Here is a 24,836-nt window from a genome sequence, read left to right on the forward strand (position 1 = left end):
TTCCGGCGACAGGCCGGAAGATTCCGGCATCAGGCCGTACCGAGCATGCCCTTGACCTTGACCACCAGGTCCTTGGTCGAGAATGGCTTGGTAACGTAGGCATCGGCACCGATGGCCAGCCCCTTGGCCACCTCGGTCTCCCGTCCCTTGGCAGTGAGCATGACGACCAGCAGCCCGGCCTTTTCCGGGTCGGCACGCAAGGCTTCGCAGACTTCGAAGCCTGATTTCTTCGGCATCATGACGTCGAGCAGGACGAGATCGGGCCGGAAGCTGTCCACCTTGGCGAGCGCCTCTTCGCCATCGACGGCGACGGCGACCTCGAAACCTTCCTTCTTCATCAGGAATTCGAGAGAAATGACGATGTTGGGTTCGTCATCGACGATGAGGATTTTTTTGGTCATGCGTTTAGTCTCCCTTTGTTATTCCTCCGATGCCGGCAGCGGCACCGTGAAAATGAAATTCGCACCCTCTCCCGGGTGGCTTTCAACCCAAAGCTTACCACCGAAATATTCGATGATCTGCCGGCTGATCGGCAGGCCGAGGCCTGTGCCCTGCGGTTTGTCGGTCAGGGTATTTCCCCCCTGGCGGAATTTCTCGAAAATGAGGTCACATTCCTCTGCGGTCAGACCCGGGCCGTTGTCACTCACCTCGACGCGAACCATGTTGCCGTCGACGCCGACCCGGACATGCACCCGGCCAGTTTGCGCCGGCACGAACTTGACGGCATTCGATAGCAGGTTGATCAAGACCTGGGTCAGGCGGTCGCTGTCGGCCAGCACCACCGGACCGGTTGGCGGAATATCGCCCTCCAGCGCAACGCCTTTCTCGCAGAACAATTGCTCGAGCGACCCCATCGTCTCGCGGGCAATCGCACCGATATCGACGTCGCCCGTCGTCCATTCGGCCTGCCCCGACTCCAGCTTGGCCATGTCGAGAATCTGGTTGATCAGGCGCGTCAGGCGCTCCGTTTCATTGACGATGATGCCGAGGAAGCGCCGCCGGTTGGTCAGGTCGATGCGCGGGTCTTCATGCAGCATTTCCGACAGCGCCCGGATCGAGGTAAGCGGTGTGCGCAATTCGTGCGTCACCGTGGATATGAAGTCATCCTTCATGCGGTCCACTTCGCGCAGACGCTCGTTCGCTTCGCGCAATTCACTGGTCGCCGCTTCCAGCGCCTGCTGCTTGGTCTCCAGTTCCCGGCTGTAGGCACGGACCTGGGTGGCCTCGTCGAGGATGTCGAGGACCTCGTCCAGCCCGAGATCCTCCTCCTCGGCCACCGAAGCGACCATTACCCGAGCGCTGGCCGAACCGATGGCGCCCGCCAGTTCGGCCTCGGCGAAGTGAACGAACTCGGCATCGACCGGCAGTTGATGCCAGTCACCGACACCCCGGCTTCGAGCGTAGAGGGCCAGCTGTTGCTGGGCTCGACCGGCGCCAAGAAAGCGCTCGAGCAAACGGACCAAGGCGCCCAGCGAGGCCTTGCCGCGCCATAGCCGTGCCTCGGCACTACGGCGGTCGAAGCGGAAGACATCGACGAAACGCTCGGCCTGGCTGGCCTCGACCGCATCAGGGCGGGAACTCAGGGAGACCAAGATGTAGCAGCCGATATTGGCGAGCATGCTCCACCACAGGCAATGCGAAATCTCGTCCATGCCACCCAGCCCAAACAGCACTTGTGCCTTGAGCCACGGGATGCCGAACAGCCCCTGCTCGACGAAGCCGCTGGAAATCCAGCCCGACTTGGCAAACGACGGCAACAGCAAGGTGTACAGCCAGACGACGAACCCGGCCGACAGCCCGGCCACGGCGCCGGCGCGCGTCCCCTGCTTCCAGTACATGCCGCCGAACATGGCCGGTGCAAACTGGGCAACGGCGGCAAAGGAGATCAGCCCGATGCCGACCAGCGCGTAAGCCTCGCCGGCCGCCCGGAAATAGATGTAGCCGAGCAGCACGATCAAGGCAATGGCGACACGCCGGATGCCGATGAGCACCCCCGACAGATCCTGATGATGCCGTGCCTGCAGCCAGGCCGAACGCAACAGCCAGGGCATGACCAAGTCGTTGCAGACCATGGTCGAGAGGGCGATGGTCTCGACGATGACCATACCGGTGGCTGCCGACAGCCCGCCGATGAAGGCCAGCAGCGCCAGCGATTCGGCACCGCGAGCCAAAGGCAGGGTCAGCACGAAGGTATCGGAATTCATCCCCTGACCGTCGAAATGCAGCAAACCGCCGAGCGCCAGCGGCAAGACGAAGATGTTGATGAGCAGCAGATAGAGCGGAAACAGCCAGACCGCCCGTTTGACGTGCGATTCATCCACATTCTCGACGACGACGATCTGGAACTGGCGCGGCAGGAAAACGATGGCCAGCCCGGACAAAACGATCAAGGCTGTCCAGGTTCCGGCGCGCGACGAATCGAGTTGCAGCAGACGTCCGAGATCGGCTGTCGCCGCCGCTCGCTGGAACAGATCGCCCAGACCACCGAACATGCCGTAGGTGACGAAGAGTCCGACTGCCATGAAAGCGATCAGTTTGACCACCGATTCGAAGGCAACGGCGGCCACCATCCCCTCGTGGCGCTCCGTGGCATCGAGGTGACGCGTTCCGAACAGGATGGAAAAAAGCGCCAGGATGACGGCGATCAGGAAAGTCGAATCCAGCCCCAGCCAGACGCCGCTACGCCCCGAATGCTCGAGCAAAACATCGACGCTGGCCGCCATCGCCTTGAGTTGCAGCGCAATGTAGGGCACCACCCCGATCACCGCGATGATCGTCACCATCCCCGCCAGCAATTGGCTCTTGCCGTAACGTGACGCGATGAAGTCGGCAATCGACGTGATGCGCTGCGCCTTGCTGATGCGGATCATCTTGATGATCACGCCGACGAACAGCAGCATCAGCGTCGGCCCCAGATAGATGGTCAGGAAGGAGAGGCCGCCCGAGGTCGCGCGACCGACGCTGCCGTAGAAGGTCCAGGAGGTGCAATAGACTGCCAGCGACAGCGCGTAGACGTTGGCCGAGATGATCGACTTGCCGGCATCCGCCCGCGCATCGCCGAAACGGGCGACAGCGAACAGCAGCCCGAGATAGGCCACCGACAACAGCGCGATGAACCAGCCTGAAAGCACCACTTACTTGCTCCGTCTTTCGGCAACCCAGGCCGCCAGACCGATCAGTCCGGCCCACACGCCGAAAAGATAGAGGTAGCCGGCCGGAATTCCCCACAGGCTGCCGCCGGGCAGGCTGAGCAAGGGATAAGTCAGCAAAGGAACGCCAAGCAGGCCGAGCGCTGCCAGCCGCTGGCGGGTCGGGCTCGCCCTTTTCATGATCCATTCCGCAATAATAAAAACGGCCGGCACGCCAAGCGTGCCAGCCGTTCGGGAATGCAGTCTGATGCGACCACACGGGAGGCCACCTTATGGGCGACCATTGTCTCCTCCTTGCCCCTTGTTCTATCAGGATGACGTGGCAAGCGCGCCATCCCTGTTGATCGTGTCAGGCGTTCAATCCGTGGATTGTCCGCCGGCGACCGGGTTTCACCGTAGGCAAAACCCGGCACGTTCGCCTTAGCCCTTCAGCTGTTCCAGAATGGCCGGGTTCTCCAGGGTCGAGGTGTCCTGCGTGAGTTCCTCGCCCTTGGCCAGGCCACGGAGCAGACGGCGCATGATCTTGCCGGAACGGGTCTTCGGCAGGTTGTCGCCGAAACGGATGTCCTTCGGCTTGGCGATCGGACCGATTTCCTTGCCAACCCAGTCGGACAGTTCCTTGACGATGCGCTTGGCATCGTCGCCGGTCGGGCGAGCGCCCTTCAGTACCACGAAGGCGACGATGGCTTCACCGGTCAGGTCGTCCGGACGGCCGACGACGGCAGCCTCGGCAACCAGCGGGTTGGCAACCAGCGCGGATTCGATTTCCATGGTGCCCATGCGGTGACCGGAAACGTTCAGTACGTCGTCGATACGGCCGGTAATCGTGAAATAGCCGGTTTCCGCATCGCGGATCGCACCGTCGCCCGCCAGGTAGTACTTGCCCTGGAAGTCGGCCGGGTAGTAGGACTTCACGAAACGCTCCGGATCGCCCCAGATGGTGCGGATCATCGACGGCCACGGCTTCTTGCAGACCAGGATACCGCCCTGGCCCCACGGCAGGTCGGCACCGGTCTCATCGACCACGGCGAACTGGATACCCGGGAACGGCAGGGTGCAGGAGCCCGGAACCAGCGGGGTGGCCCCCGGCAGCGGGGTGATCATGTGGCCGCCGGTTTCGGTCTGCCAGAAGGTGTCGACAATCGGGCAGCGACCGCCGCCGACGTTGTCGTAATACCACTGCCAGGCGGCCGGGTTGATCGGCTCGCCGACCGAACCCAGGATGCGCAGGGAGGACAGGTTGTAGCTCTTCGGATGCACGGCGGCATTCGAATCGGCCGCCTTGATCAGCGAACGGATCGCGGTCGGCGCGGTATAGAAGATGGTCGCCTTGTGGTCCTGGATCATCTTCCAGAAACGGCCGGCATCCGGGTAGGTCGGCACGCCTTCGAAGACGATTTCGGTGGCGCCGCAGGCCAGCGGGCCATAGGTGATGTAGGTGTGGCCGGTCACCCAGCCGATGTCGGCCGTACACCAGAAGGTATCCGTCGGCTTGATGTCGAAGGTCCACTTCATGGTCAGGATGGCGTGCAGCAGATAGCCGCCGGTGGAGTGCTGGACACCCTTCGGCTTGCCGGTGGAACCCGAGGTGTAGAGCAGGAACAGCGGGTGTTCGGCTTCGACCCATTCCGGCTCGCAGGTTTCCGGCTGGTTGGCCAGACCGTCGTGCAGCCACTCGTCGCGGCCGGCAACCATGTTGCAATCGCCACCGGTGCGCTTGAAGACGATGACGCTCTTGACGGATTCACAACCGCCCATGGAGAAGGCTTCGTCGGCGATCGGCTTCAGCGGAATGGCCTTGCCGCCGCGGAACTGGCCATCGGAGGTGATCAGCATGACAGCGCCGGCGTCGTTGATACGATCGCGCAACGACTGGGCGGAGAAGCCGCCGAAAACGATGGAGTGCGGGGCGCCGATACGGGCACAGGCCTGCATGGCAACGATGCCTTCGACGGTCATCGGCAGGTAGATGACGACGCGGTCACCCTTCTTGACACCCTTGGAACGCAGCAGGTTGGCCATCTTGCAAACCTTGGCCAGCAGTTCCTTGTAGGTGACCTTGGTTACTTCGCCGTTGTCGGCTTCGAAGATGATGGCGACCTTGTCGCCCAGGCCGGCTTCAACATTGCGGTCGAGACAGTTGTAGGAAACGTTCAGCTTGCCGTCGGCAAACCACTTGAAGAACGGAGCATTGGACTCATCGAGAACCTGGGTGAATGGGGTTTTCCAGCTGATGAATTCGCGGGCACGCTTGGCCCAGAAACCTTCGTAGTCGGCTTCTGCTTCCGCGCACAGCGCCTTGTAGGCGTCCATCCCGGAAACCGCCGCGTTCTTGACGATTTCGTCAGACGGATAAATAAGCTGCACGGACTCATTCGACATATTCTTCTCCTCTGCGGTACTTCGCAATTATGTTGAAACAACCGATCGGATCTCGGGTTTTCCCCCGGGACGCTTAAAGCCGCGCAAGCTGGAGAACACCTCATTCCCCTCGCCAGCGTTGAGGCGGCATTAGACCGGGATAATCTTACAAAGGACTTACGAAATCACGCTGCGCCGCAACAATTCAGGCACCTTCCATGACAGCGGACAAGCCCCCCGGTAGACACATACCCCGTGGTAAACTCGTCACCCCCAATCACCCCCTCCCCCGATGATGAGTTCGCCCGTCAAATCCCTCGAATCGTTCATCTTTGCCAGCCGCTGGATTCAGGCTCCGCTCTACGTCGGCCTGATCGTTGCCCAGGTGGTTTACTGCTGGCTGTTCATGGTCGAGTTGAGCCATCTGGTAGCCGGCGCCTTCGGCCCGCACCACATGACCGAAACCGACGTCATGCTGATCGTCCTCGGCCTGATCGACGTGGTGATGATCGCCAACCTGCTGGTCATGGTCATTGTCGGCGGCTACGAAACCTTCGTTTCGCGCCTCGACCTCGACGACCATCCTGACCAACCGGAATGGCTGTCGCACGTCAATGCCGGCGTCCTCAAGATCAAGCTGTCGACCGCCATCATCGGCATTTCATCCATCCACCTGCTGAAGAGCTTCATCAACGCCGCCAACCTGACGGAGCACACGCTGATGTGGCAGGTCATCATTCACGTCGTATTCCTTTTCTCCGCCCTGGCCATGGCGCTTGTCGACAAGACCATGACCCAGACCCTCGCCTTGCAACATCAAAAAAATCACTGACCCGGAGTTGTGCATGACCGCCATCAAACAGGAAGACCTGATCCAGTCCGTCGCCGATGCCTTCCAGTACATCAGCTACTATCACCCGCTGGATTACATCAAGGCCTTGGGTGAAGCCTACGAGCGCGAGGAAAACCCCGCCGCCAAGGACGCCATCGCCCAGATCCTGACCAACTCCCGTATGGCGGCCGAAGGCCATCGCCCGATCTGCCAGGACACAGGCATCGGGATGGTCTTCATCAAAGTCGGCATGCAGGTCAGCTGGCCGGATGCCACGATGAGCATCCAGGAAATGATCAACGAGGGCGTCCGCCGCGCCTACGCCAACCCGGACAATCCGCTGCGCGCCTCCGTGCTGGCCGACCCGGCCGGCACCCGCAAGAACACCAAGGACAACACCCCGGCCGTGGTGCACTTCGAGATCGTCGAAGGCCATCACGTCGAAGTCATCTGCGCCGCCAAGGGCGGCGGCTCGGAAGCCAAGTCCAAGTTCGCCATGCTCAACCCGTCCGACGATCTGGTCGACTGGGTGCTCAAGAAGATTCCGGAAATGGGCGCTGGCTGGTGTCCGCCGGGCATCATCGGCATCGGTATCGGCGGCACGCCGGAAAAGGCCATGCTGCTCGCCAAGGAGTCCATCATGGCTCCCGTCGACATCCATGAACTGAAGGCCAAGGCCGCTACCGGCGCCAAGCTGAGCCGCCCGGAAGAACTGCGTCTCGAACTGATGGAAAAGATCAACGCGCTGGGCGTGGGCGCCCAGGGCCTCGGTGGCCTGACCACCGTGCTCGACGTCAAGGTGCTCGACTACCCCTGCCACGCTGCCAACCTGCCGGTCGCCCTGGTGCCAAACTGCGCCGCAACCCGCCACTGCCACTTCCATCTGGATGGCTCCGGCCCGGCCAGGATCGAGCCGCCGAAACTGGAAGATTGGCCGGCCGTGACCTGGACGCCCGATCTCCAGTCGGCCACCCAGGTCAACCTCAACACGCTGACCAAGGACGAAGTCGCCTCCTGGAAACCCGGCCAGAAACTGCTCCTGAACGGCAAGATGCTGACCGGCCGCGATGCCGCCCACAAGCGCATCGCCGACATGCTGGCCAAGGGCGAAAAGCTGCCGGTGGACTTCACCAACCGCGTCATCTACTACGTCGGCCCGGTCGACCCGGTGCGTGACGAAGTGGTCGGTCCGGCCGGCCCGACTACCGCCACCCGCATGGACAAGTTCACCCGCATGATGCTGGAACAGACCGGATTGATCTCCATGGTCGGCAAATCCGAGCGTGGCCCGACCGCGATTCAGGCGATCAAGGACAACAAGTCGGCTTACCTGATGGCCGTCGGCGGCGCCGCCTACCTGGTCGCCAAGGCGATCAAGTCGGCCAAGGTCGTCGGCTTCGCCGACCTCGGCATGGAAGCCATCTACGAATTCGATGTCGAGAATATGCCGGTCACCGTGGCCGTCGATTCGACTGGCACCAGCGTGCATGAAACCGGCCCGAAAACGTGGCAGGTCAAAATCGGCAAGATTCCGCTGAAAGCCTGATCGCCAGCATGCATGAAAACCCGGTTCAGGCCGGGTTTTTTGCATCCGGCATTGTCATCAATAGCAGCAGATTCCGATTCAGCGCATGTTCCGAAAATTTCGCATCGCGATTCTCATCTTCGTTCTGGCCACCGTCGGCCTCGGGGCGTGGCGTGCCAACGCCAGGCTAACCGCATGGGAGCACTCCGTCCACGTGGCGGTCTACCCGATTGCCGCCGATGACTCGTCGGCCACGCGCAACTACCTGAACAACCTGAGTGCCGACAGTTTTGAAGACGTCGCGCAATGGCTGCAAGCCGAGAGCAATCGCCACGGGCGTTCGGTCCTGCAACCCGTCGTGTTGCAACTGGCGCCGCCCTTGACCGACAGACCCCCTCTTCCGCCAAGTCGGCCAAGCGCTCTGGAGGCTGTCCTGTGGAGCCTGAAACTACGCTGGTGGGCCTTCCAGCACGATGCAACGGATGGACCCAAGCCACAGGTTCGCCTGTTCGTGATGTTCCACGATCCGGAATTGAACGACAGGATTCCGCACTCCACAGGCCTCACCAAGGGCCAGATCGGGCTCATCCACGCTTACGCCAGCCGCCAGCAACGACAGCAGAACAATGTGGTCATTGCCCACGAACTGCTGCATACCTTCGGCGCCACCGACAAATACGATCCGGCCACGCTGCAGCCCGTTCATCCTCAGGGCTATGCAGAACCGCAACGCTCTCCACGATTGCCGCAAGTGCTCGCCGAGATCATGGGCGGGCGCACCCCGATCGACGAAAGCCGTTCCGACATACCAGCCAATCTCGGAGAGACGGTCATCGGCCCGGATACGGCAAGGGAAATTGGTCTGCTGAAGACCGCGCGCTGAGAACGGCTTTTGTTTCCAGGGCTCGGCCCAAAACCTTGCCTGAAGACACCGCTCAAAGCATGCGTTCAGCCCGCGCCTTGTCCCACAGGCGCCGCTTCAACTCATCGATCGGCAAGCCGAGGCGGAAGCTGCTCTCGATCTCCTTGAGCAGCGGGATCAATTGCAAGCCAACGGTCCCGAGACAAGGGCGCAAGACGGCCGGATCGACCGATGCGAGCAATTCCTTGAGCTGAGGCACAAACGCCTCGCAACTCCCCAAGGCGTTCCCCTTGGTATTGGCTTTCGTAACAACCCGATTGCCCCCCGCGCGCTGAGCATCGTCGAGACGGGTATCGGCCAGATTCAGCAACTCCTGCCCGGAAAGTGAAGCGCCATCCTCGGGAATCACGGCAACACCTGCACTGACAGTCAGGTCAATACGCTGACCACGAACCGCGATTTGCGCCGTTGCCATGGCCTTGCAGATGCGATTCGCGAACCCCGCACAGATTGCGCTGGTCGTCGCAGGGGCAATGATCACGATTCGGCCGCCCGGCAGCCGGCTGATCACATCCTCAGGCCTGATTTTCCTGGCAACCATGAAGGAGAATTTTTCGACCGTTCGTGCGACGAGTTCCTCGCCATACCGGTCAATAAGCTCCTGGTAGTTATCAAGCCCGAAGGCCAGAACGCTGACCCCACGCCCGTCAACAGCACCGGGAAGCATCTTTGCCAACGCCGCATCCAGACTGTCTTGCGCATAGACCGGACTTTCGTGACCCAGATTCTCCTCGGCCTGCCCGGCCACATCGAAACTGGAGGGTTCAAGCCCCGCCATGCCTCCCAGCGTTCCGAGAACGTCGCTGACACCGACATCGGTGCGCATCGCCAGATCTTCCGGATGGATATCGGCTGACACGACGGCGACGGGAAGCGCTTCCAGAGCCACCTCATCGAAGCCATCCTGCACGTCGTGCGAAAGGCCCAGCAGTATGGAGGTCACGCTCTCCAGCGAAGTATTGCTGGAATCCTTGGCAACGAAATCGGTTACGCCGCGGGCGCGAGCATGCATCCGCTCCGAATCGCCAAAGGAATTTGAAACAACGAGAAAGAAGGGGAGCGATTTGAGGCGCGACAATTTGCTTTCGCGAATCCGTTCCAGCAGATCAAGGCCATCGAGCTTCGTCAGGCTGACGCCGGAAACAACGCCGACAATGGCGCTGTCGAGAACCAGTGTTTGCCAGGCAGACTCGCCGCTTGCCTCCTCGCGAACCTCGAAATGCTCAGCCAGCTGTTTGGACAGCGATGCGCGAACTACCTTCGAGGCATCAGCAACCAGAACTTTTCGCTTCAATGTCATCTCTATGTCAGCATCCCGGGCCGTTTTTTTTGGCGCTTGGCCGCTTTGCTTCTTGAAAATGAGAGTGTAAGCGAGACACGGTGGCCCCCGTCAAGGTTCGAAGATGTAAATCCTTGTTGGTCGATAAATGCAAGTGCTTGATCGGGCAACACTCCGCCGAATTTCCGTGGCCCCATCCGCGAACGGCACCCACAGTATTTCCAGCAAAGTGTGGAATACACCACACACTACTCACCTGGCATCGCGCTACCTTAGCTTCAGGAGGAAAACGACATGACGACAGCTGCCAGCATTATCCTGTTCAAGAACGAATTCATAGCCACCTTGAGCGATGGTTGCCGCATACAAAAACCTGAATTGCGCGAATTGGCCAATGCGCTGATTCACGCCGGGGTTCACCTCAACGATGTACAGTTCGAATGGAATGGCAGTTCGGGCCAACGGATGATCACCGCCGGGCAACAGGTTGCCTTCCGTGCCGAGATGCGGCGCCTGGAACGGCACCAGGTCAAAGGACTCGCCGTCGCGGCCTGAGCGACAAACGACAACCGATCAAGCGCAGCGCAATACCCCTACTGACAGCGCGCTTGATTTTCCCGAATGACTCGGCGATAGTTCGAAGCCATCACGAATTTACCTGAACCGCCCCCGATGAACGCTACCCGATCCTTCCGCTCTGCCGCTGCCCAAGCAGTGTCGCCGGTCGTCGTACGCGTAATCAAGGTAGGCGTCGTAACGCGCGTGCCGTCGCGGGTCAGGTAAACCGAAACATCCGGAATTCACCAACCCCCGCCGGCACAAACCGGCGGGGGTTTTGTTTTGGAGCCTGCCGGTTGAGCCGACAACCCCAAAGGAACCTCCATGACAGACACACTGAACGGCGCCCAGATCACCATACGGCTGCTTGAACGCCAAGGCATCCGCACCGTCGCCGGCATTCCCGGCGGTGCCATCCTGCCGATCTACGATGCCCTCGGGCAGTCATCCATCATTCATCACGTGCTGGCCCGGCACGAACAGGGCGCCGGCTTCATGGCTCAGGGCATGGCCCGCGCCAGCGGCCAGACAGCCGTCTGCCTGGCCTCCTCCGGCCCCGGTGCGACCAACCTGCTGACCGCCATCGCCGATGCCAAGCTCGACTCGATCCCGCTGGTCGCGATCACCGGTCAGGTGCCCAAGGCCATGATCGGCACTGACGCTTTCCAGGAAGTCGACACCTACGGTTTATCGATCCCGATCACCAAGCACAATTTCCTTGTGTCTTCGGCCGAGGAACTGCTGGAAGTGATCCCTCGCGCCTTCGAGCTTGCCGCCTCGGGTCGCCCCGGTCCCGTGTTGGTCGACATTCCGAAGGATGTGCAGATGCAAGTGATCGACATTGGCGAGTGGCCGGCACCCGGCCGGCGCCAGCCGCCGCCGGAACCCGATGGCTGGGCACTGTCCGAAGCGGCGGCCATGATCAACGCCGCCAAGCGCCCGATTCTCTACCTGGGCGGTGGTGTCGTGCACTCGGGTGCGTCCGGACAGGCTGTCCGGCTGGCCGAGAAGGCCGGTTTGCCGACCGTGATGACCTTGATGGGACTGGGCGCCATGCCGGTCGATCATGCCTTGTCGCTGGGCATGCTCGGCATGCATGCCGCCCGCTACACGAATCTGGCGCTGGACGAGTGCGACCTGCTGATCGCCGTCGGTGCCCGTTTTGACGATCGCGCCACGGGCAAGGTTGCCGCCTTCTGCCCGCAGGCGAAAATCATTCACATCGACATTGACCCGGCGGAACTGGACAAGATCAAGACAGCCCACATCGGGATCACCGCCGATGTCGACGCGGCACTGCTTCGACTGACACCGGCGGTGGCAGAAAACAGGCGCACCCAGTGGCTGCAGCGTATCGCCGATCTCAAATCCGAGTATCCCCTGGTGATGCCCGAGCAGGACAACCCGCTGTCGCACTTCGGCCTGATTCGCACCGTCGCGGCCTGCCTTGACGACGAAGCCACCATCGCCACCGATGTCGGCCAGCACCAGATGTGGGTTGCCCAGGCCTACCCCCTGCGCCGTCCCCGGCAGTGGCTGACCTCCGGCGGTCTGGGCACCATGGGCTTTGGCGTTCCCGCTGCGATCGGGGCAGCGCTGGCCGAACCGGAGAGGACCGTGGTGTGCTTCACCGGCGACGGTTCGATCCTGATGAATATCCAGGAACTGGTCACGGCCGCCGAAGAAGGTGCGAACGTCAAGATCGTGCTGATGAACAACGCAACCCTCGGTCTGGTGCATCAGCAGCAGACATTGTTCTACGGGGAGCGCCTGTTCGCCTCGCAATTCAAGTCCACACCCGACTTCGTCAAGGTAGCCCAAGGCTTCGGCATTGCAGCCGTCGATCTCGATCAGGCCGCCAACCCGTGCGCCGCACTGATGGAAGCCATCAACCGCCCCGGCCCATGCCTCATTCATGCCAGCATCGATGCCGAGCAAAAAGTCTATCCCATGGTGCCACCGGGCGCTGCCAACCGCGACATGATCGGAGCCTGAACATGAATGCCATCAACCGCCACGAACAAAATGCGCTGTCCCGTGCCGTGCTGGAAATCGACGTCAACAACCACCCTGGCGTCATGTCCCACGTCGTCGGCCTGTTCTCCCGCCGGGCCTACAACGTCGAAGGCATTCTCTGCCTGCCGCTGGATGACGGCAGCCGCAGCCGGATCTGGCTATTGGTCAACGAAGACCAACGCCTGCCGCAAATGATGAAACAGGTGGGCAAGCTCGAAGACGTCATCGGAATTCGGCGTCATAACGCCGACCATGCCGTCTTCCAGAACCTGGAGAATTTTTTCCGGGGCTGAGAAAAGAGTCAGGAAGTTGCCGGCTCAAGCCGGCACTTCCGCTTGTATTCGCTGATCAGCTCGAGCTCCTCATCGCTGATCGACTCAAAGCGCAAGCCCACTAATCGAAGGCCCCCGACGCGGCGTATCCGCATCACGCTGACATACGCCTCGATGACGCCGCCCAAATCCGGCGACTCGATGCGGCATACCCCCACCTCACCGCTGGGCTTAGCCCCCAGAACGCGCTCCTCGATCAGCACCCCCACGCCGGATACCGAAATATCGGAGGCCGGCAACTGAAGGTTTTGCCCACCCAGGCTGAGGTGAATTTCTCCCTGGAGGCGAACACGGGGAGAGCGGCGACGTTCTTTCACGGAGGCATTCCAATCTAATAGATGAAGATGCATTCTCACACGAGCAGCACCGCGACGTACAGGCATGCCATGCCACGACAATGCGGACACTCCGGTCGAACAATCAAATTCCCAAATATTTCAAAGGCATATAACATCCTTCGGATGTATCTGCGAACTCGCTACAAATTGATCCACGTCAATAATACCCCCCCGAAAATAGCAGAAAGTGTTGCCACAATTTTGCCAACATCGTTTCAAAGCACCGCTCACTTGGCCGTCGCTTCACTGTTGGCTCACCTGAAAACAGCCTTTCGCAAGGCACCAAGGGCACCAGAATTGCGACTACGGGAGAACGGACATGCCTATCATTTGGGAAAGCAAGCTGGACACTGGAATCGACGTCATCGATTCCCAGCACCGGCGTATCGTCGACTACATCAATGACCTCGAAATTGCCAAGATGAAGGGTGACAAGGCGATGGTCACCGACGTCATCGAACAATTGATCGACTACACGCAATCCCACTTCGGTTTCGAAGAGTCGATGATGGAAGAGGCCGGCTACAAGTTCATCAAGCCGCACAAGAAAGTCCATGAACTGTTCATCAAGCGGGTCACCGAATTCACGATGCGCGCCGCCAAGGGCGAAGATATCGTCGACGAACTGCATTCCATGCTGGCCAAGTGGCTGCTGAACCACATTGCCAACGAAGACCGCGACTACGCCGACTCGGTGAAGCAAATGGTCGGCCCCGCAGCGGCCCATCATGACGTCGTCACCGCCAAGGCAGAAGCGCGTTCCGGCTTCATTTCGGGTTTGCTGGGCCGCTTCTTCCGCTAAGCGCAAACAACGGGAAAGCATGCCAGGCCTTCGGCAGGCACGCTCTCCCGCACGGATACCCACGCGGCACATCAAGTCGGCAACAGCCTGCCGACGCTATACTTCGGCTCATTGCAACCAACAGCCGAATCATGACGACAAGCATCCGCTGGCAAAGCGCCCACACTTACTCCGACATTCTTTACGAAACTGCCGAGGGTATCGCCAAGATATCCATCAACCGGCCCGAGCGACGCAACGCCTTTCGCCCGGAAACCGTCAAGCAGTTGATCGATGCCTTCCATCGCGCCCACCACGACAATGCCATCGGCGCCATTATCCTGACCGGTGCCGGAACCGAAGCGTTCTGTTCGGGTGGTGACCAGAAGGTGCGGGGCGATGAAGGTTACATCGACGAAGGCGGAACACCTCACCTCAACGTGCTCGACCTGCAGATGCAGATTCGTCGCTTGCCCAAACCCGTCATTGCGATGGTTGCGGGCTTTGCCATCGGCGGCGGCCATGTCTTGCACCTGGTCTGCGACCTCTCCATTGCAGCCGACAACGCCCGCTTCGGGCAAACCGGACCGCGCGTCGGCAGCTTCGACGCCGGCTTGGGCGCCGGACTCATGGCGCGCACCATCGGCATGAAACGCGCCAAGGAGATCTGGCTGCTCTGCCGCCAGTATGATGCCGCCACGGCACTCGATTGGGGGTTGGTCAATACGGTCGTACCGGTCGACAAGCTGGAAGAGGAAACGGTGAACTGGTGTCGCGACATGCTGAAACTGTCGCCGATGGCGCTGCGCATGATCAAGGCCGGTTTCAATGCCGACACCGACGGCCTGGCAGGCATCCAGGAACTGGCCGGCAACGCCACAGGCCTGTTCTACATGACCGACGAAGGCCAGGAGGGCCGCAACGCGTGGCTCGAACGCCGCCCCCCCGACTTCGGGAAATATCGCAAACGCCCGTGAACATCGCTGCCGCCGACTGGTTGCCCTACACGCTCCCCCTGAAACGCCCCTGGCTCACCAGCAAGGGCAAAATCACCGAGCGCCAGGGCCGCCTGCTACGGCTGCGAACCAGCGACGGTCGGTACGGCTGGGGGGATTCGGCCCCGCTTCCCGAGTTCGGGATTTCCGAGTCGGCGGCCAACGCCTTCGCCGAAGAAAGCGCCCATCTCGATCTTGTCGCCAGACAGGCTAGCCAGCCTCTGTGTCAATGGTTGTCCGGCGATGCGCCGGTTGCCGATCTGGCGGTCAATGGCAATCTCGGCACCTTGTCGGACAGCACGCCGGCCATGCTCGCACCGGCGGCGGCGCAAGGCTTTTCGGTCGTCAAGATCAAAGTCGGCATCAACCCGGTGCGTGAGGAAATCGCCCGACTGCATCAATTGGCCTCGTCGTCCGCTCCTGAAGTCTCATGGCGACTCGACGCCAACTGCGCCTGGAATCTCGCCGATGCGCAGGCTTTCATATCAGGCTGCGTCGATCTTCCCATCGAAGGACTTGAGGAGCCGCTGGCCAATCCCGATCGCACGGCGTTGGGTCGCCTGCAATCGCTGGCGCCCTGGCCAATCGCCCTCGACGAGTCGACACAACTGGTCGACGATGCTTTTTTTCGGCATCCGTTCGTCCGGCGCCTTGTCATCAAACCCGCACGGCACGGCCTGCTCGGCAGCGTCGAACTGGCGCTGCGGGCCCGGGCTGCCGGTATCGAAACGGTCGTCACCTCCGGGCTGGAAAGCGCCTGCGGCCTCGCAGCCTGCGCCCAACTGGCCGCAGCCATCGCCCCTGAAAGCGTACACGGGCTGATGACTGCCGACTGGCTTGCCGCCGACACCGGAATGTCCAACCCCATTCTCAAAGCCCGGATGCAACTCCCTGCCAGCAACGGCATCGGGTTTACGCCGCATGACATATTCGCTGTCACGCCACCCGGCAACGAGAAACGACGCTGACGTCAGGCAGAGGGGATGCGCCGCATCGCCATATGGACGCTGATCATGGCCGATACCTTCTGTGAAAGATCGGAACCGCGCTGGCAACTCAACAGCAAATGCAGCAAACCGCTGGTGAAGGCCCAGGTATCGCGTGCTGCATCCATGGGATCGATGCCCGGACGCAACATACCCTTGTCCGCCGCCTGCCGGTAGACCCGCTCGATCTTGGCCAGGAAATCGTATGCCGGACGGCCGATCTCCTCTTCCACTGAAGTGAATTCGCCAACGTATTCGCAACGTGAAATCATGATCTCGAAGACTTCGCGTACCACCGCACTGTCCTCAAGCACCCGGAAAAACTCGGTTATTGAAGCTTCGATGGCGTCCAGCGGATTGTCGAAGCGCTCCGACAACAAATAGGCATCGGTACGCTCGACCATCGGAGCAAAAACGTCCTCGCGCATGGCGAAGAACAACTCCGCCTTATCCTGAAAATGCCAATACACCGCGCCACGCGTCACCCCTGCCGCCTTGGCTATCTTTTCCAGCGTCGAACGACTGACACCGCACTCATGGAATACGCGGCGTGCGGCGTGGATGATCTCCTTGCGCGTCTGCTCCGCTTCTTCCTTTGTTTTTCTGACCACGCTCTTCCTCCGGCGAACCATTTACCGTCAGCCACATCTGACCATTCGATTTTACACAAATTTATTTACATACATTCATGAATGTTTATAATCATCGCAGCGAAAATAATCAAGGAGAATCCGCGTGACCCCGACCGCCATTTTTCAGCGCAAGGCGCTGCCTTTTGTCATTACGGCGTTGATTGGCGCCCTTGGCGCAGCCGGCTGCTCCGGCGACAAGCAGGCGGGGGGCCCGCCACCGCAAGGACCGATGCCGGTCACCGTCATCGAAATGCAGCCACAGAAAGTACCGACCAGCATCGAAATCATGGCGCAAACCGAAGGGGCTCGCGAAACCGAGGTACGCGCCCGGGTCGGAGGCATCCTGGTCAAGCGACTGTATCAGGAAGGCGATACCGTGAAAGCCGGCCAGCCGCTGTTCCAGATTGACCGTGCGCCCTATGAGATCGCCCTGGCCGAAGCCAAGGCCAAGGCCGAGCAAACGGCACGCGAGGCGGGTCGTCTGAAGGGGCTGGCCGAAGCGAAGGCCATTGCCCAGAAGGATTACGACGACGCCGTTTCGGCCAATGCGATGGCTCAGGCCGCGCTGCGCCAGGCCGAACTGAACCTGTCGTGGACCACCGTCACCGCCCCGGTGGCCGGCACCACCGGTCGCGCCGTCAAGTCGGACGGTAACCTGATTTCGACTGCCGACAGCCTGCTCACCTCGATCTACCAGACCAACCCGATCTGGGTACGCTTCAGCCTGGGCGAAAGCGACCTCGCCAAGTTCCCTAACGGGCGCATGACGCAAAAGGACATCAAGGGCGTCGAACTGGTCATGCCGAACGGACAGGTCTACGAAAAGCGCGGCAAGCTGAATTTCCTCGCCACCAACATTGACACTACGCTGGGCACGCAGCAGTTGCGCGCCGAATTCGACAATGCCGGCGGCCAGTTGCTGCCCGGTCAGTTCGTCCGCGTCCGCATCCTGACCGGCGAGCGCGATGGCGTCTTCCTGGTCCCGCAATCGGCTGTTCTGCAGACTGAACAGGGCACGCTGCTCATGACCGCTGGCCCTGAAAACAAGGTCGCGCCGCGCCCGGTCAAGGCCGGCGAGTGGTACGGCAAGGATTGGGTCATCCTGGGCGGTCTCAATGCCGGCGACAAGGTGATCGTGGATAACCTGATCAAGCTGCGGCCCGGCGCACCGGTCGCCCCCAAGGGAGCTAACGAGGCACCGGCAGGAATGGCGGGTATGGCGGGCAGCGCCCCGGCCAAGCAGTAAGGAACCGCCATGGCCAAATTCTTCATCAACCGGCCGATCTTCGCGTCGGTCATCTCGATCATCATCGTCATTGCCGGGCTGGTCGCCTCGCGGGTTTTGCCCATTGCGCAATACCCGCAGATCGCTCCGCCGACCGTGCTGATCACCGCCACCTACCCGGGTGCTTCGGCCGAAACCCTGGCCAAGACAGTCGCCGCGCCGATCGAGGAGCAGCTCAACGGCGTCGAGAATATGGTGTATTTCACCTCGTCGGCCAGTGCCAACGGGGCGGTCACCATTACCGCAACCTTCGAGGTCGGCACCAACGTCGACATGGCTGCGGTGAACGTCAATAACCGCGTCAAGGCGGCCGAACCGCGCCTGCCGGAAGCCGTACGGCGCAATGGCGTGATCGTCCAGAAGCGTTCCAACGACATCCTGCAGGTCATCGCGCTCAAGTCGGAGGGCGGAAAGTACAACACGCTCTATCTCTCGAACTATGCCAGCCTGAACATCGTCGATGAACTCAAGCGGGTCCGGGGCGTCGGCGACGTGACCATTTTCGGTGCGCAGGATTATTCGATGCGCGTCTGGCTGAAGCCGGACCGCATGGCCCAGCTGGGACTGACAACCAGCGAGGTGGCGAGCGCCATCGCAGCCCAGAACGCTCAGAATGCGGCTGGCAAAATCGGCCAGGAGCCGGCACCGAACGATCAGCAACTGATCTACACGGTGACTGCCAAGGGGCGCCTGCTGAGCGAGGAGGAATTCGGCAACATCGTCATCCGTGCCAGCGGCCCGGGTGGCCTGTTGCGCCTGAAGGACATCGCCCGCATCGAGCTCGGCGCCTACAGCTATGACCAGCGTGTGACGCTGGACGGCCAGCCGACCATCGCCATGGGTATTTTCCTGCAGACCGGCGCCAACGCACTGGAGGTCGCCGAGCTGGTCAAGACCAAGATGGTCGAATTGAAGGGCAAGTTCCCGGAGGCAATGGATTACGTCATTCCGTTCGACACCACGCTTTTCGTATCGGCATCAATCAACGAGGTGATAAAAACCCTGATCGAAGCCATGATCCTGGTGTTGGCGGTAGTCTTCATTTTCCTGCAGAGCTGGCGCGCCACGCTGATCCCGATGGTCGCCGTGCCGATCTCGCTGATTGGCACCTTTGCCGGCCTGTGGCTGTTCGGCTTCTCGATCAACACGCTGACCCTGTTCGCCATGGTTCTGGCCATCGGTATCGTCGTGGATGACGCCATCGTCGTGCTGGAAAACGTCGAGCGCCTGATGGCCGAGGAAAAACTGCCGCCCAAGCAGGCCGCGATCAAGGCCATGCACCAGGTCACCGGCGCGCTGATCGCCATCGTGCTGGTGCTGTGCGCGGTATTCGTGCCGGTTGCCTTCCTGGGCGGCATTGCCGGCCAGTTGTACAAGCAGTTTGCCGTTACCGTGGCTGTTGCCGTGGTGCTCTCCGGCGTCGTCGCACTGACGCTGACACCGGCCCTTTGCGCCCTGCTGCTCAAGGCCCAGCACACCGAAAACAAGCTGTTCGCACCGTTCAACCGCGCCTTCGAGCGCCTGACCGGCGCCTACACCCGGACGGTCAGTTTCACGCTCAAGCATGGCATCGTCGGGGCATTGGTCTTCGCGCTGATCATCGGCGGAACCGCCCTGTTCTTCCGCGTCATTCCGGGCAGTTTCGTGCCGGCCGAGGACCAGGGCTACCTGATCTCGGCACTGATACTGCCGGACGGCGCCACGCTGAAGCGCACGGAGAAGACCGGTGAAGGCGTGCGCCAGATGATCGCCAAAGACGAGGCGGTGAAGCACACCTTCATCGTTTCCGGCTTCGACCTGATCGGTGGCGGCAACAAGCCGAATGCCGGCACCATGTTCATTCCGCTCAAAGACTGGTCCGAGCGGCAAGGCAAGGCGCAGGACCTGGCTGGCAAGTTCATGGGCTTCGGCATGATGCAGCCGGACGGCATGGGCCTCGTCTTCAACCCGCCCCCCATCATGGGTCTGGGAACCGCCGGCGGCTTCGAGGTCTACGTGCAGAACCGCGTCGATGGCGATGCGCGCAAGCTCAACGAAGTCACGCAGGCATTCATGGCCGAGTTGCAGAAGCATCCGGAATTCACCCGCGTCTCGACCTTCTTCCGTCCGACCGTGCCCCAGTTGTATGTTGAAGTCGACGAACAGAAGGCGCTCGCCCTGGGTATTCCCGTCGCCGACATCTACTCGACGCTGCAAAGCACGATGGGTGCCCTTTACGTCAACGACTTCAACAAGGCCGGCCGCGTCTATCGCGTGCAATTGCAGGCCGAGGCCAACTACCGCATGAAGGCTGACGACATCGGCAAGGTCTATGTGCGCAGCGCGACGAGCAACGCCATGATCCCGCTATCGGCGGTCAGCAAGGTCAGGAATGTCGTGGGCCCCGAACAGGTCGAACGTTTCAACGGCTTCATTGCCGCCAAGGTGATGGGCGACTCGAAGCCTGGCATCAGCTCGGGCGACGCGATCAAGATCGTCGAGCAGGTGGCCGCTGCCACCCTGCCCGATGGCTACGGCATCGCGTGGACCGGCCAGGCCTTCCAGGAGAAGCGCAGCTCCGGCTCGTCGCTGCAGGCATTCGGCTTCGCCATCATCATGGTCTTCCTGATCCTCGCGGCCCAGTACGAGAAATGGTCCTTGCCGGTCGCCGTCGTGATGGCCGTGCCGTTCGCGCTGATGGGTGCGCTGACCGCCATCTGGCTGCGCGGCATGCCGAACGACATCTACTTCCAGATCGGCCTCGTCGTGCTCATCGGACTGGCGTCGAAAAACGCGATCCTGATCGTCGAGTTCGCCGCCCAGAAGTACGCTGAGGGCATGAGTGCGGCCCAGGCAGCCGTCGAAGCGGCCCGCCTGCGTCTGCGGCCGATCATCATGACCTCGCTCGCCTTCGTGCTCGGCGTCTTCCCGCTGGTCAAGGCCACCGGCGCCGGGGCGGCAGCCCGCCAGTCGATGGGCACCGGCGTCTTCGGCGGCATGCTCGCCGCTACCTTCATCGCCACGCTATTCATCCCGCTCTTCTTCAAGTGGCTGGAGCGCGGCAAGCAGATCGACCCTTCACACCTCGAGTACAACGAGGAGGAAAAGGCATGAATTCCCAAACACTCATCCGTCTGACCCCGCTCGCACTGGCGTTTGCCCTGAGCGGCTGCGCCATCGGCCCGGATTACCTGCGCCCCGCATCCCTGCTGCCGGCCGTCTTCAGTGAAGCCAAGCCGGCCGAAAATGTTGCCGTTGCGAACAATCCGGCCATCAACCCGGCGTGGTGGACACTGTTCAACGATGCGATATTGAACGACCTGGTCGATCAGGCGCTGACCGGCAACGCCAGCCTGCGCCAGGCCATCGCCCGTGTCGAGCAGGCCGATGCCGTCGCCCGCGAAGCAGGCGCCTCCTTCTTCCCGCAAATCGACGGATCGGCCGGTATCAGCAACACCAAGGCCAGCACCAAAACGGCCACCTATATCGCCACGCAACCCCAGATACGCCGGGCGCGCAGCGCCGGGCTGAGCACGTCGTTCGAGCTCGATGTCTGGGGCCGCATCCGGCGTACCAACGAGGCTGCCCGCGCCAGCATTCTGGCCACCCAGTACTCCCGCGACTCCATTCGCCTGAGCGTTGCCGGCCTGGTTGCCGATACCTATCTGGCCTTGCGCGCCTATGACGCCCAACTCGCCGTCACCACCGAAACGGTGAAAACGCGCGAGGAAGGACTCAAGCTGGTGAAGACGCGCGTCGACGCCGGTCTGGCCTCACCACTCGACAGCTACCAGGCAGAAGGCTCCCTGGCAGCTGCTCAGGCCCAGCTGGCCGAGCAACGTCGTCAGCGCAGCCTGGCCGAGCACCAACTTGCCCTGCTCACCGGCAATCCGGGATTGAAGATTGCCGCGGGCGATCTCAAGCAGCTGCCACTCCTCCCAGAACCGCCGGCCGGCCTGCCCTCCGACTTGATCGAAGGCCGCCCGGATGTACGTCAGGCCGAGCAGGAACTGATTGCCGCCAATGCCAACATCGGCGTCGCCAAGGCCGGTTATTTCCCGAAATTCACGCTCACCGGGAGCCTGGGCAGCGAAAGCAAGACGCTGTCCGACCTGTTCAGTGCCGGCTCCAATACCTGGTCGCTTGGCCTGGCCGCGCTGATGCCCGTTCTCGATTTCGGCCGCACCTCGGCCCGCGTCGATCAGGCCAAGGCCATCAACCAGCAATCGCTGGTTGCCTGGCAGAACAGCCTGCAGACCGCCTACAAGGAAGTCCGCGATGCGCTGGTCAGCCTGCGCGAGTACGGTGAAGAGGAAAAATCGCAAGGCATACGGGTGGACCGCGCCGAAAAGGCGATGGGCATCTCGCGCCTGCGCTACGAAGCCGGCCATGCCGGCTACCTGGAAGTGCTCGATGCCCAGCGTACGTTGAACGAGGCGCAGCTATCCGCGATCAACGCACGACAGGCTCGCCTGAGTACCTCGGTCGATCTGTTCAAGGCTCTGGGAGGTGGCTGGAAGGCCGACGGCCAGAGCTGAGTCACCGGACAATACGGCCTGCGACTTCCAGCAGCCCGGCAATAAAAAAATGGCCGTCGAAACGGCCATTTTTATTGACTCATCGGCGACGGACGCGCCGGCGCGGAATCCTACTTTTCGGGCTTGTCCGCCTGGAAGCCGGTAAACATATTGCGCGTCTGGCTCTGCAACTGATCCTGCATCGACTGGAACATCTTCTTGGATTGATCCATGTAGGCCGTCATCATGCTCTGCATGGCCGGCTGCTGGAAGTTCAGGAACTGGTTCCAGAAATCCGTCTGCAGATGGGTGCTGTCGCCCGCACCATAAATGGTGCGCGACTGATCCTGCAGCTTCTGCTGGAAATCGACGAAGGTCTTCATGTTGTTTTCCAGGTACTTGCCGAGCATGCCCTGCATGGTGCTGCCGTAGAAGCGGATGAAGCCGGACAGCAGTTCGCTGGAGAACATCGGCACGCCACCGGTTTCCTCTTCGAGGATGATCTGGAGCAGGATGCTGCGCGTCAGGTCGTCGCCGGTCTTGGCATCGACCACCTTGAAGACCTCAAATTTGAGCACCAGGTCCTTGACGTCACCAAGGGTGATGTACGCGCTCGTCTTGGTATCGTAAAGACGACGGTTGGGGTATTTCTTGATCAGGCGTACCGGTTCCGACATGCTGCGATCCTCAAAACGATTGTTTGTGTGCAGCGCAACATTATACGAAAAAAATGGGCGCCCGAAGGCGCCCATTTGCTGTTGCAATGCAAAATTTCAGCAATGTTTCATGCTGAAATCCACATCGGATTACTGGTAGTACAGGCCGCCGTTGATGTTGATGGTGGCGCCGGTGGTGAAACCGGACAGGTCGTTCGACAGGTAGGCACAGGCGTAGCCGATTTCTTCCGGCTTGGCCAGGCGCTTCATCGGAACGGAATCAACGATGGTTTGCAGAACTTCCGGCTTGATCGCCATGACCATCTTGGTGGCCACGTAGCCCGGGGCGATGGCATTGACGGTCACGCCCTTGGCAGCCAGTTCGGCGGCCAGTGCCTTGGTGAAGCCGATGACGCCGGCCTTGGCAGCGGAGTAGTTGGTCTGGCCAGCCTGACCCTTGACGCCATTGACCGAGGAGATGTTCACGATACGACCCCAGCCACGCTCGGCCATCTTGGCGGAGACTTGCTTGGTCATGTTGAACAGCGAGGTCAGGTTGGTGGCGATGACGGCATCCCAACCATCCTTTTCCATCTTGGCGAACATGCGGTCACGGGTGATACCGGCATTGTTGATCAGGATGTCGACCTGGCCGCAGGCGGCTTCGGCTTCGGCAACCATCTTCTGGCAATCTTCCAGAACGGAAACGTCACCGGCAACGCAGACGAAATCCTTGAAGCCGGCAGCAGCCATATCGGCCAGCCAGGCATCCTTGTTGTCGAACTGCGGGTGATAGGAGGCGACAACCTTGTGGCCGGCCTTGGCCAGTTCCTGGCAGATTGCGGTTCCGAGACCACCCATGGCACCGGTAACGAGAGCAACGCGTTGCGTCATAATTTTTCCTTCCTTGATTAAATAGAGCGGGGTAAAAAGTACGTCGGTCAGAACATGTGTTGACCACCGTTGATGGAAATGTTGGCACCGGTCACGAACGCCGCTTCGTCGGAAGCGAGATAAGCCACCAGGCCGGCGATTTCTTCCGGTTTGCCCAGGCGATTGACCGGGATCTGCGGCAGAATTTTGGAATCAAGAATTTCCTGCGGAATGGCCGTCACCATCTTGGTCCCGATATACCCGGGCGAAATGGTGTTGACGGTTACGCCCTGCTTGGCCACTTCCAGGGCCAGCGCCTTGGTGAAACCATGCATGCCGGCCTTGGCCGCGGAATAGTTGGTCTGGCCGAAGGCGCCCTTCTGGCCGTTGACGGAGGAGACGTTGACCACGCGCCCCCACTTGCGCTCGATCATGCCGTCCATGACCTGCTTGGTCATGTTGAAGACCGAATCGAGATTGGTATTCATGACCGCATCCCAATCGGCCTTGGTCATCTTCTTGAAGGTCATGTCGCGCGTGATACCGGCATTATTGACCAGTACATCGACCGGTCCGACTTCCCGGGTCACGGTATCGACACAGGCCTTGGCCGAATCGAAATCGGTCACGTCGCAGGGATAGGCCTTGAAGCCGTAGCCCATGTTGTTCATGCTCTTCAGCCAGCCATCCACCTTGGTATTGCCTGGCGAATAGGTCGTCACCACCTTGTAGCCCAGCGCTGCCATCTTGATGCAGATAGCCTCGCCAAGCCCCCCCATACCGCCGGTAATCAATGCAACTCGGGACATTGTGATCTCCT

The 24,836-nt window shown here is 61.0% G+C and carries 22 protein-coding genes; 12 read left to right on the plus strand and 10 right to left on the minus strand.

Annotated elements, in window-relative coordinates; genetic code table 11:
* Positions 1-29: 29 nt before the first annotated feature.
* The 4 genes from F1002_RS16850 to acs form a co-directional block, all read right to left on the minus strand.
* Positions 30-401 carry a response regulator transcription factor gene (locus tag F1002_RS16850; protein ID WP_150430214.1) on the minus strand — a complete coding sequence of 124 codons (372 nt, stop codon included), beginning with the start codon at positions 399-401 and terminating at the stop codon, positions 30-32.
* 18 nt (positions 402-419) lie between these two features.
* A complete protein-coding gene (locus F1002_RS16855; protein ID WP_150430316.1) occupies positions 420-3,131 on the minus strand; it encodes a sensor histidine kinase in 2,712 nt (903 codons plus the stop codon).
* Positions 3,132-3,134: 3 nt separating this feature from the next.
* The gene (locus F1002_RS16860; RefSeq protein ID WP_150430215.1) at positions 3,135-3,329 is read right to left on the minus strand and encodes a hypothetical protein; all 195 of its coding nucleotides are present in this window, start codon (positions 3,327-3,329) and stop codon (positions 3,135-3,137) included.
* Positions 3,330-3,569: 240 nt separating this feature from the next.
* On the minus strand, positions 3,570-5,531 hold the full coding sequence (gene acs, locus F1002_RS16865) for an acetate--CoA ligase (RefSeq protein WP_150430216.1): 1,962 nt from the start codon (positions 5,529-5,531) through the stop codon (positions 3,570-3,572).
* Between the two features lie 271 nt (positions 5,532-5,802).
* Here acs and F1002_RS16870 point away from each other — a divergent pair, with 271 nt between their 5' ends.
* From F1002_RS16870 to F1002_RS16880, 3 genes are all read left to right on the plus strand, one after another.
* Entirely contained in the window at positions 5,803-6,342 is a 540-nt protein-coding gene (locus F1002_RS16870) for a TIGR00645 family protein (RefSeq protein WP_223879650.1), read from the plus strand.
* Between the two features lie 13 nt (positions 6,343-6,355).
* Positions 6,356-7,888 carry a fumarate hydratase gene (locus F1002_RS16875; protein ID WP_150430217.1) on the plus strand — a complete coding sequence of 511 codons (1,533 nt, stop codon included), beginning with the start codon at positions 6,356-6,358 and terminating at the stop codon, positions 7,886-7,888.
* An 85-nt stretch (positions 7,889-7,973) separates the two neighbouring features.
* On the plus strand, positions 7,974-8,750 hold the full coding sequence (locus F1002_RS16880) for a hypothetical protein (protein WP_150430218.1): 777 nt from the start codon (positions 7,974-7,976) through the stop codon (positions 8,748-8,750).
* Between the two features lie 52 nt (positions 8,751-8,802).
* On the opposite strand, the gene F1002_RS16885 is transcribed toward F1002_RS16880, so the two are convergent.
* On the minus strand, positions 8,803-10,083 hold the full coding sequence (locus F1002_RS16885; RefSeq protein WP_191090448.1) for a diguanylate cyclase: 1,281 nt from the start codon (positions 10,081-10,083) through the stop codon (positions 8,803-8,805).
* A 279-nt stretch (positions 10,084-10,362) separates the two neighbouring features.
* Between F1002_RS16885 and F1002_RS16890 the strand changes: the two genes are divergently transcribed.
* The 3 genes from F1002_RS16890 (at position 10,363) to ilvN (ending at position 12,935) form a co-directional block, all read left to right on the plus strand.
* Positions 10,363-10,623 carry a hypothetical protein gene (locus F1002_RS16890; RefSeq protein ID WP_150430220.1) on the plus strand — a complete coding sequence of 87 codons (261 nt, stop codon included), beginning with the start codon at positions 10,363-10,365 and terminating at the stop codon, positions 10,621-10,623.
* Between the two features lie 327 nt (positions 10,624-10,950).
* A complete protein-coding gene (ilvB, locus tag F1002_RS16895; protein ID WP_150430221.1) occupies positions 10,951-12,621 on the plus strand; it encodes an acetolactate synthase large subunit in 1,671 nt (556 codons plus the stop codon).
* Between the two features lie 2 nt (positions 12,622-12,623).
* Positions 12,624-12,935, plus strand: a complete 312-nt coding sequence (gene ilvN, locus F1002_RS16900) for an acetolactate synthase small subunit (protein WP_150430222.1) — start codon at positions 12,624-12,626, stop codon at positions 12,933-12,935.
* 8 nt (positions 12,936-12,943) lie between these two features.
* Here ilvN and F1002_RS16905 read toward each other — a convergent pair whose 3' ends face one another.
* A complete protein-coding gene (locus F1002_RS16905) occupies positions 12,944-13,291 on the minus strand; it encodes a PilZ domain-containing protein (RefSeq protein WP_191090449.1) in 348 nt (115 codons plus the stop codon).
* A gap of 340 nt (positions 13,292-13,631) precedes the next feature.
* Between F1002_RS16905 and F1002_RS16910 the strand changes: the two genes are divergently transcribed.
* The 3 genes from F1002_RS16910 to F1002_RS16920 all read left to right on the plus strand — a co-directional run bounded on the left by F1002_RS16910 (position 13,632) and on the right by F1002_RS16920 (position 16,056).
* Positions 13,632-14,114 carry a bacteriohemerythrin gene (locus F1002_RS16910; protein WP_150430224.1) on the plus strand — a complete coding sequence of 161 codons (483 nt, stop codon included), beginning with the start codon at positions 13,632-13,634 and terminating at the stop codon, positions 14,112-14,114.
* A gap of 131 nt (positions 14,115-14,245) precedes the next feature.
* A complete protein-coding gene (gene menB / locus F1002_RS16915) occupies positions 14,246-15,070 on the plus strand; it encodes a 1,4-dihydroxy-2-naphthoyl-CoA synthase (protein WP_150430225.1) in 825 nt (274 codons plus the stop codon).
* Complete coding sequence (locus tag F1002_RS16920) at positions 15,067-16,056, plus strand: o-succinylbenzoate synthase (protein ID WP_150430226.1); 990 nt, start codon at positions 15,067-15,069, stop codon at positions 16,054-16,056. Before menB ends, F1002_RS16920 begins: the two co-directional genes overlap by 4 nt.
* Positions 16,057-16,058: 2 nt before the next feature.
* Here F1002_RS16920 and F1002_RS21285 read toward each other — a convergent pair whose 3' ends face one another.
* The gene (locus tag F1002_RS21285; protein WP_150430227.1) at positions 16,059-16,685 is read right to left on the minus strand and encodes a TetR family transcriptional regulator; all 627 of its coding nucleotides are present in this window, start codon (positions 16,683-16,685) and stop codon (positions 16,059-16,061) included.
* Positions 16,686-16,809: 124 nt separating this feature from the next.
* Here F1002_RS21285 and F1002_RS16930 point away from each other — a divergent pair, with 124 nt between their 5' ends.
* From F1002_RS16930 to F1002_RS16940, 3 genes are read left to right on the plus strand one after another with little or no spacing between them, the layout of a single operon-like run.
* Complete coding sequence (locus F1002_RS16930) at positions 16,810-17,952, plus strand: efflux RND transporter periplasmic adaptor subunit (RefSeq protein ID WP_223879651.1); 1,143 nt, start codon at positions 16,810-16,812, stop codon at positions 17,950-17,952.
* A 9-nt stretch (positions 17,953-17,961) separates the two neighbouring features.
* Positions 17,962-21,084, plus strand: coding sequence for an efflux RND transporter permease subunit (locus F1002_RS16935; RefSeq protein ID WP_150430228.1), 3,123 nt, complete (start codon positions 17,962-17,964; stop codon positions 21,082-21,084).
* Positions 21,081-22,508 carry an efflux transporter outer membrane subunit gene (locus F1002_RS16940; RefSeq protein ID WP_150430229.1) on the plus strand — a complete coding sequence of 476 codons (1,428 nt, stop codon included), beginning with the start codon at positions 21,081-21,083 and terminating at the stop codon, positions 22,506-22,508. The genes F1002_RS16935 and F1002_RS16940 overlap by 4 nt, the downstream gene beginning before the upstream one ends.
* 110 nt (positions 22,509-22,618) lie before the next feature.
* Here the strand turns inward: F1002_RS16940 and phaR are convergent, their stop codons facing one another.
* The 3 genes from phaR to phbB (F1002_RS16955) form a co-directional block, all read right to left on the minus strand.
* Positions 22,619-23,164 (minus strand): polyhydroxyalkanoate synthesis repressor PhaR, encoded by a 546-nt coding sequence (gene phaR, locus F1002_RS16945; protein WP_150430230.1) that lies wholly within the window; start codon positions 23,162-23,164, stop codon positions 22,619-22,621.
* A gap of 129 nt (positions 23,165-23,293) precedes the next feature.
* A complete protein-coding gene (phbB, locus tag F1002_RS16950; RefSeq protein WP_150430231.1) occupies positions 23,294-24,037 on the minus strand; it encodes an acetoacetyl-CoA reductase in 744 nt (247 codons plus the stop codon).
* A gap of 47 nt (positions 24,038-24,084) precedes the next feature.
* Entirely contained in the window at positions 24,085-24,825 is a 741-nt protein-coding gene (phbB, locus tag F1002_RS16955; protein WP_150430232.1) for an acetoacetyl-CoA reductase, read from the minus strand.
* Between the last annotated feature and the right edge of the window lie 11 nt (positions 24,826-24,836).

The organism is Dechloromonas sp. CZR5 (assembly GCF_008711155.1).
Taxonomy (GTDB): domain Bacteria; phylum Pseudomonadota; class Gammaproteobacteria; order Burkholderiales; family Rhodocyclaceae; genus Azonexus.